Here is an 8,683-nt window from a genome sequence, read left to right on the forward strand (position 1 = left end):
TTAATTAATATTTAGTGTTTTAAAGCTTATACATCTATATAAACTAATACAAAATATATTTATTTAGATTTAGTAAAAATTAATATTAATTATTTATATTATCCTAATTATAAGTATTATTATATATACTATATTTTTTGAGTTATATCTTTAATCCAATTGTATTTTTTATAATTATAATAGACAGCAGGAAGCTTAATAATTTCATCTAAATTAATTATAAAATATACTCCTAATATAGGTATTTTAAGATAAAGAGCTGCAATAATCCCTAAAGGAACAGTTATTCCCCACATTGTTATTGTATCGCATTTAAATCCAAATTTAGAATCTCCACCTGCACAAAAAATACCTGCAATTATAGTTGAATTAATTGATTTTCCAATCAAATAATAAGAACACATAATTAACATTCCATTTAAATATCCTACGGCTGTAAAATTAAGATTTGAGCATTTTAAAATCAATGGAGTAATGCATATTAAAGTTATTCCTGAAATAATCCCACCAATAATTGATAGTTTAAATAAACTATCACCGTATCTTTTAGCTTTATCTAAATTTCCTCTTCCTAATTCATTTCCAACAATAATTGCGCTAGCACCACCTATACCTATACAAACACAAGCAATTAAATTTTTTACTATATTAGCAATAGAATTAGCTGCTACTGCATCACTTCCAAGTCTCCCCATAATTACAGAATACATTGTGAATCCAACTCCCCATACTAATTCATTACCTAATACAGGAAGAGTGTATTTCAAAAAATCTTCCATTAATATTTTATTATTGCTAATTATATAATCTTTTCTTAGTTTAATTTTATCTTTTCTTAACGATTCCATAATTACCCATAATAATTCAATAGCTTTTGAAATAACTGTTGCTATAGCAGCACCAGCTATTTCAAATGATGGAATATTCCCAAAACCAAATATAAAAATACCATTTAATATAATATTTAAAATCATAGAAACTGAACTAATAAAAGTACTTTTTATTGCATCTCCACAATTCTTCATAATACATAAATATATTTGTGAAATACCAGTAAATAAATAAGATACTCCTACAATATTAAGATACTTACTACCTTTCTCTATTAATAATAAATCTGTAGTAAAAAACTTCATAATTTCCTCGGTATGAAAAGTTGCTAATACAAAAAAGCATAAGGATATTATAAAAGAAATTTTTATTACAATTGAAAATATCTTTTCAATTGTAATAATATCATTTTTACCCCAATATTGAGCTACCAAAATGGTAGTTCCTATTGTTAATGCTGCTAAAAAAAGACTTAACATAAATTGTACTTGTGAGGCTAATGAAACAGATGATAAATAATCCTGATTTATCATTCCCAACATCAATGCATCTGAAGCACTTACTGCTGCCATCATAAAATTCTGAAAAGCTATCGGAAATACTAATGTAACTAACTTTCTATAAAATATATTTTTCTCATTTAATCTTTTATCCATATATTATAATTTGTTGTAAATATTTATTAAATGATTTATGTTGTCTTAATATAATATTTAAATTATATATGTTTACTTTAATTGCTTTTTTACATTTTAAAATATTCATTTTTATCTCCCTTTCTAAAGTTCTTATGTTTTAAATTAGTATACACAGTATTCTTCATCTTCAACGCTTTACATTATAATAATATTCTATATAATAGATATTAAATATAAATATATGCTATTTTTTTATAACAATAGTATATTTATTATTATAAGGAGAATAAAATGATTGAACTAAATTTATTATCTGATTGCTCTGAGATTGTTTCATATAACTTTGACAAATTTCCAATAAGAGCAAAAAAGGCTCAATTATCAGACTACCTTAACATGTCTGCTACAAATCATTGGCATCATGATTTTGAATTTACTATAATTTTAAGTGGTAAAATGAACTATTCCATAAATGGAAAACATTATTTTTTGAAGGAAGGCCAGGCCATATTTATTAATTCAGGAAATATGCATTATGGTTATTCTTCTGATAAAACTGATTGTATTTTTATTTGTATAGTATTAAACCCACTATTTTTTGCAGGAATAGAATATATAAGAGATACATATATAAATCCTATATGTTCAGATACATCTCATCCATTTTTTATATTCGATCCAACTATTAGCTGGCAAAAAGATTTGATTGAAAATTTAAAAAATATTTATAAACTTTGTAATGAAGAAAAGGAAGGATTTGAGCTTCAAGTAATGAATAAATTTTACCTTATTTGTTATAATCTTTATGAGAACGTAAAAAATGATAGATTACACCAAGAAACATTCTATAATAAAAATTTAGATATATTGCATAATATGGTTGGTTATATCCAAAAAAACTATAAAAATAAAGTTACATTAGAAGAAATATCGGCCTCTGGAAATGTATGTAGAAGTAATTGTTGTAAAATTTTTCACTCTATATTAAATAAAAGCCCTATATCTTACCTTATGGAATATAGGTTAGATAAAAGTATTAAATTACTTCATAGTACTTCAAATTCAATTACTGAAATAGCTCTTGAATGTGGATTTAATAGCTCAAGTTATTTTACTGAGGTTTTTAGAAAAACACTTGGAATTACACCAACAGAATATAGAAAGTTTTATATAAAAAAGTAGGGATGTATCTATCCCTACTTTATGTAATTATTATTATACTAACACTTCTGTATTAACAAACTTATCTATAGCATGAGCAATTCCATCTTCATCATTTGATAATGTAATATAGTCTGCTATGTCCTTTAATTCTTTAACAGCATTATCCATAGCAATACCTAACCCTGCATATTTAACCATTGAGCTATCATTATGACCATCTCCAAAAGCTATTATTTCATCCTTATTATATCCTAATTTTCTAAGAACAGTATCTAAAGCTTTTGCTTTATCAATTCCCTTAGCCGTAAATTCAAAATAGAATGGAGCTGTAAACATACAACTTAAAGAATTTTTAAAGGGCTCCATCATTTCCTTATGATATTTTTCTAAATACTTCGGACTTGCAGCAGTTAATATCTTATTTAGTGGATAATCCGCAAAATCAGCTAAATCTTCCTTTTCACATAACTTAAATTTACCACCGCGAGCTTCATATTGAATGACATTAAAAGCTTTTCCATCAACTTCAATTTCATTATTAAAAACATCATTAACATACATGTATTTATCTTTATCAATCATAGGTATTACATTAAATTTTTTCATATGATTAAGTACAGCTTGTCCTTCTTCAACTGACATTGTTTCATTAAATAAAACTTCATTTGTTGTACAATCAATTATTTTAGAGCCATTAAATGAAACTATAAGTCCATTATATTTATCCATCTCTAATTCCTTAGTAAGGTCTATTAGCCCTGATGTAGGTCTTCCAGATGCTAGAATAAGAATTACTCCTTGTTTTTGAGCCTGAATTAAAGCTTTTTTAGTATTTAATGTTATTTTCTTTTCACTATTAACTAATGTGCCATCTACATCCATAACAATCACTTTGTATTTTCCCATATCTCTACCTCATAGTTTTTATATTATTAAAGTATTATCATAAATTAGCTTATTCAGCTAAATATTCTTGTATTATTTTTCTATTTCTCTTAGCTGTTCTTTCTCTCATGGTCATACTCTACCGCCCCCTTTACTTTCGTAATATAATCAAAAAACTATAAAAATTACTTTATAGATACTTCAACATTTATAATTTTATACAGTATTAATGATTATTTCTATAAAAATTCATTATATTTTTATAAAAATCGTACATAATTGTATAAAAGGCTTTAAAATAATATAAGCAAATTAATATAACTAAAATAATATTAGATATATTAATTTGCTTATTAAATTAAATATTAAGTTTACATATAATCATTTTGATGTATTCTTTAATTCTTCTTGGTAATCTCTTACTTCTTCTAAGGCACTTAAACAAGAATCTTTATCTTTCAAATTTATATATAATAATGTAGATACGTTTCCACCTTTTTCGCTTATCCTCGTTGCAACTCTATAATGATCTTCAAGTTCCTTTATCTCCATTTTATATATTAAGTCTAAATGAGTTGTTTCTCCATTAATCTTTACGTTAATATTATTCTTTTCTATTTCTAAATTAACATTATTTTCAGTTATACCTTCTGATATATTTCCAAACTTAGTAAATGTATAGGACGCATTATTATAATCAAATCTATTACTTTCTTTCAGATTCTCTAAAATATATTCTCCATCTTTAACTACATCTATAAACTCTCCTTCTTCATAAAAACGATATTTTCCTAAGTAATCTAAAGTATAGCATTTAAAAATATTATCTTTTTCTATGTTATCCATTATATATCACATCCGTTATCTGATTTTATTATATAATAAACTATTTACTTTATTATAGTATGACCTATATTTAAATTTGTATAATTAAAATTATTTATTCCTTTTATAATTACTGATATAAATATATTATTATACACCAATTAAATTTTTAACAAAAATTGTCTTAGGTCTTTTTGTGACTTCTTCTGGAGTATCAATTTGAACTATTTTCCCTTTATCCATTATAACTACCTTAGTTCCTAGCCTTAATGCTTCTTTAATATCATGAGTAATAAATACAATTGTCATGTTAAACTTTCTATATATTCTTAATATTTCATCTTGTAAAAGCTTCCTAGTTATTTCATCTACAGCTCCGAAAGGTTCATCCATAAGTAAAATTTTTGCATTACTTGCTAGTGCTCTTGCAATTCCTACTCTTTGTCTTTGTCCTCCTGAAAGCTCACTTGGATACCTTTCCAACATATCTTCATTTAGACCTACAGCTTTTACTAACTCTCTTACTTTTTTGTTTATATTTTCTTTATTTTCCATTTTAATCAAATTAGGTATATATGATATATTCTTTCTAATATTCATATGTGGAAATAGGCCTATTTCTTGAATAACATAACCTATACCTCTTCTTAAAGTTATTTTATCTACTTTAGAAATATCAGTATTATTTACGAAAACTTGACCATAATCTGGAGCTATTAAGCCATTAATTAATTTTAAACATGTAGTTTTTCCACATCCTGAGCTTCCTATTATAGTTACAAATTCACCTTTATTAATTTTTAGATTGATATTATTTAATATTATCTTATCACCATATACTTTACTTATATTTTTTAATTCTATAAGCCCTCTTTCCCCCATTGCTATCCTCCTTATTAATTGTTATTTTAATAATCCTTTATCTTTTAGGTAGTCTTTAGCAACTTTTACCTCATCCTCTTTTTCAGTTTCAACTTTATAATTTAACTCCGCCATTTCACTTTCAGTTAATATATTATTCATTTTCATTAATACATCTTTAAGTTCAGGATATTTCTTTAATGTATCATTTCTTACTATAGTTCCACAATAATAAGTTTGATAAAATTCATTGTCATCATCTAATAGTACAACATTAGAATTAGAAAGTTGTCCATCTGTAGTAAAAACATTCATAATATCTATTTGTTTAGAATTTATAGCATCATATTTTAAGCCAATATCTAAATCAACAGATTTTTTAAACTTGATTCCATATTCTTTACATAAAGCATCAAATCCATCTTCTCTTTCATAAAAATCATATTCAGCTCCAAAAGTAAAATCCTTTGAATATTTAGCTAAGTCTGAATATGTTTTTATATTATATTGCTCTGCTAGATCTTTTCTAATAACCAATCCATAAGTATTGTTAAATCCATATAATCCAATCCAACTCAAATCATATTGGCTATTATATTTACTTTGCAAGTCATTATATAATGTTTCATCAGCTGGAATGCCCTCTTCCTTTAATACAAAACTCCACCCGGTACCTGTATATTCTGGATAAAGGTCAAAATCCCCCTTAAGTATAGCAGAATGAATATTACTAGTTCCACCGCCTATTCCTTTTGTAATTTCTACTTTTAAGTCAGTATTTTCTTCAATTAATAGCTTAAGCATTTCTCCTAATATAAATTGTTCTGTCATTGGTTTTGTTGCTATTTTAATAGTATCATTTTTATTAGAACATCCTGATATTGCAATACATAATATTATACTTAGCATAAATACTAAGGATCTTTTAATCCTTCTCATTAACTCAACCTCCAAATTTTTATTATCTTTTTCTCAATAACACTAATAATAAAATCTAATAATAAAGCCAATAATGCTATTAATAAGCTACCTGCAATTGTTAAAGTTGAATTATTAGTTGTTATACCTCTATATACTGCAACACCTAATCCTCCTGCACCTATAAATGATGCAATACCAGCAAGAGCTATTGTCATAACTACCATATTTTTAAAACCTGCTAAAATTACCGTAGTAGACAGTGGAATTTTAATTTTATACAGTATTTGAAATTCTGTACTTCCCATACCACGGGCAGATTCTATAATTGATTGATCTATGTTTTCCATTCCAGCATATGTATTTCTTATCATTGGTAATAAAGCATATATAGTTAAAGCTATTATTGCAGTAGTATTGCCTATACCCGAAAAAGGTATTAAGAATCCTAGAAAAGATATAGAAGGTATTGTATAAAGAAAGTTTACTATTCCTAAAACAATTTTGGAACTTTTCTTATATTCACTTATAATAATTCCTAATATTCCACCTAAAATTGTTGCAATAACTATAGATATTCCTGATATAGCTAGATGCTGAAATGTTAATTTCAAAAAGAAATCATATCTTTCTACATATATATTTATTAACTCTTTAATACTTATCCCCCCACCTAAATATTTATTCTTTATATAATCCTCATAAAAACATAAAAAAATTTCCTAAAATAAAAATTTAGGAAATCTATATATTAAAAAATTTATTTAAAAAATATTACACTATTCTTTATACTGATAACAAACTTATATTTAGTATTTATTACAATAAGTTATATTCTTGTATTATTAATAGATTTTTTGTGAAAAAACATATATGTTAGTGTTACTAAAAAAGATACAATTAACAAACCTATAAACAAATAATTCTTATTAAAATTATAAATATAAGAAGATATTAAAGGCCCTATAGCATATCCTAAAGATTCTGAAGCTCCTACAAAGCCAAAAACAAAACCTTTTATATTAGAAAATTCACCAAATTCCGAAAGGGCACTTTGAACTACTGCATTTAAAAAAGTAGCTCCTAAAAAATATATAACTATAATTACTGTAAATATAAAAACATTTCTCGTTAAAATTAAACCTAACAATGTTAAATTCATTATGGAAAATGATAATAAAAATTGCTTTCTATGACCTATTTTATCACTAACCCATCCTGCAATTGGAGCCGCCAAACCAAAAACCAATAAATAAGCTGATATAATTCCTGAGGTATAAATGGTTGATACACCTAAAACTTCTTGTCCATAAAAATGAATTAATGCAATTACACATGAATAAATATAATCTCCTAAAAATGCACTTGCTCCTAAAATAATAATTTTATATGTTAAGTTTCTGCTTTTTATTTCATATAAAATATCTTTTATATTATGATTATTTTGCTGTTTTAATTTTGGTGATTTTGCTTTTTTTATTCTAATCATTACATATAATAAGCTAAAAAATATTCCTATTGACGCAGTATAAAAAACTAAATTAAAGCTAGTGTACTTTTCTAGTATTAAACCTGAAATTGCTGCACCAATTCCACCTCCCAATGTAAAAACAGCTGAAGCCAAACCAGTACATTCTCCTCTTCTATTTGAATCTAATGTTCTAGATAATATAGAGTACGTGGCAGGTGCAGCAATTCCTAATATTGCTCCTTGAAAAATATATAAAGTTCCGTAATTAAAGGATGTATTAGCTAATATATATCCAATAGGAATAAAAGTCATTAATAGTAAGCTTAACTTTAATGTTAGTTTGTCACCTATGTTATTGGAAATAACTCCAAATGGTATTTGAATTATTGTTTTGCTTACACCATATAATGAAATTACTATTCCTATTGTAACTGTACTCATTCCATTATATTTAAAAAATAATGGTAAAATAGGTATCATAAGGCTGTAACTAATTCCAAATATTAATCTATAAATGCAAAAGCTTCTGAATTCTTTATTATTTAATAAAAACTCATCATACATAATATCATTTTTTCTCCTTACCAATAGTGAAATAATATTATGTATATTCTAATTATTTATATTTTATTAACTTGTCTGTTATATAAATCTATTAACATTTCATAATTACTAAATTATTACTCCATTACAATGATCAATTTCATGCTGTATAATTTGTGCTACAAATCCTGTAAATGTACCCTTTTGTTCTTTAAAATCTCTATCAAGATATTCTACTTCTATAGTTTCATATCTATTAGTTTTTCTAAAACCAGTTAAAGATAAACAACACTCTTCTGTTTCATACATATTGTTTTTCTTTTTTATAACAGGATTAACCATAGGAACTATAATATCGCCTACACAAAAAACTATAATACGTTTTTTAATTCCTATCATATTTGCTGCCATACCAACACAATTATCTATATTTTCTCTTAGAGTATCAATTAAATCTTCAATTACGTTAATATCATTTTTAGTTGCATTTTCTGATTTTTGTGCTAAAAATAATACATCTTTCATAATTGGTTTTATCATATATTTC

9 protein-coding genes are annotated in these 8,683 nt (G+C 25.1%); 1 reads left to right on the plus strand and 8 read right to left on the minus strand.

Annotated features, from left to right (window positions below):
• Positions 1 to 128: 128 nt before the first annotated feature.
• Positions 129 to 1,487: an MATE family efflux transporter gene (locus I4V51_RS19985; protein WP_195990199.1), complete on the minus strand. Its 1,359-nt coding sequence runs from the start codon at positions 1,485 to 1,487 to the stop codon at positions 129 to 131.
• 273 nt (positions 1,488 to 1,760) lie between these two features.
• On the opposite strand from I4V51_RS19985, the gene I4V51_RS19990 reads away from it, so the two are divergent.
• The gene (locus I4V51_RS19990; RefSeq protein WP_195990200.1) at positions 1,761 to 2,651 is read left to right on the plus strand and encodes an AraC family transcriptional regulator; all 891 of its coding nucleotides are present in this window, start codon (positions 1,761 to 1,763) and stop codon (positions 2,649 to 2,651) included.
• Between the two features lie 33 nt (positions 2,652 to 2,684).
• On the opposite strand, the gene I4V51_RS19995 is transcribed toward I4V51_RS19990, so the two are convergent.
• From I4V51_RS19995 to I4V51_RS20025, 7 genes are all read right to left on the minus strand, one after another.
• Positions 2,685 to 3,539: a Cof-type HAD-IIB family hydrolase gene (locus I4V51_RS19995; RefSeq protein ID WP_195990201.1), complete on the minus strand. Its 855-nt coding sequence runs from the start codon at positions 3,537 to 3,539 to the stop codon at positions 2,685 to 2,687.
• A 360-nt stretch (positions 3,540 to 3,899) separates the two neighbouring features.
• Positions 3,900 to 4,364 (minus strand): hypothetical protein, encoded by a 465-nt coding sequence (locus tag I4V51_RS20000; protein WP_195990202.1) that lies wholly within the window; start codon positions 4,362 to 4,364, stop codon positions 3,900 to 3,902.
• Between the two features lie 129 nt (positions 4,365 to 4,493).
• A complete protein-coding gene (locus tag I4V51_RS20005; protein WP_195990203.1) occupies positions 4,494 to 5,225 on the minus strand; it encodes an ABC transporter ATP-binding protein in 732 nt (243 codons plus the stop codon).
• 21 nt (positions 5,226 to 5,246) lie between these two features.
• Positions 5,247 to 6,143, minus strand: coding sequence for a glycine betaine ABC transporter substrate-binding protein (locus I4V51_RS20010; RefSeq protein WP_195990204.1), 897 nt, complete (start codon positions 6,141 to 6,143; stop codon positions 5,247 to 5,249).
• The gene (locus tag I4V51_RS20015) at positions 6,143 to 6,736 is read right to left on the minus strand and encodes an ABC transporter permease (RefSeq protein WP_207746028.1); all 594 of its coding nucleotides are present in this window, start codon (positions 6,734 to 6,736) and stop codon (positions 6,143 to 6,145) included. The genes I4V51_RS20010 and I4V51_RS20015 overlap by 1 nt, the downstream gene beginning before the upstream one ends.
• A 215-nt stretch (positions 6,737 to 6,951) precedes the next feature.
• Positions 6,952 to 8,157, minus strand: coding sequence for an MFS transporter (locus I4V51_RS20020; protein WP_195990205.1), 1,206 nt, complete (start codon positions 8,155 to 8,157; stop codon positions 6,952 to 6,954).
• A gap of 108 nt (positions 8,158 to 8,265) precedes the next feature.
• A complete protein-coding gene (locus tag I4V51_RS20025; RefSeq protein WP_195990207.1) occupies positions 8,266 to 8,676 on the minus strand; it encodes a peptide deformylase in 411 nt (136 codons plus the stop codon).
• Positions 8,677 to 8,683: the final 7 nt, after the last annotated feature.

Source organism: Clostridium sp. D53t1_180928_C8 (genome assembly GCF_015667795.1).
GTDB lineage: Bacteria > Bacillota > Clostridia > Clostridiales > Clostridiaceae > Clostridium.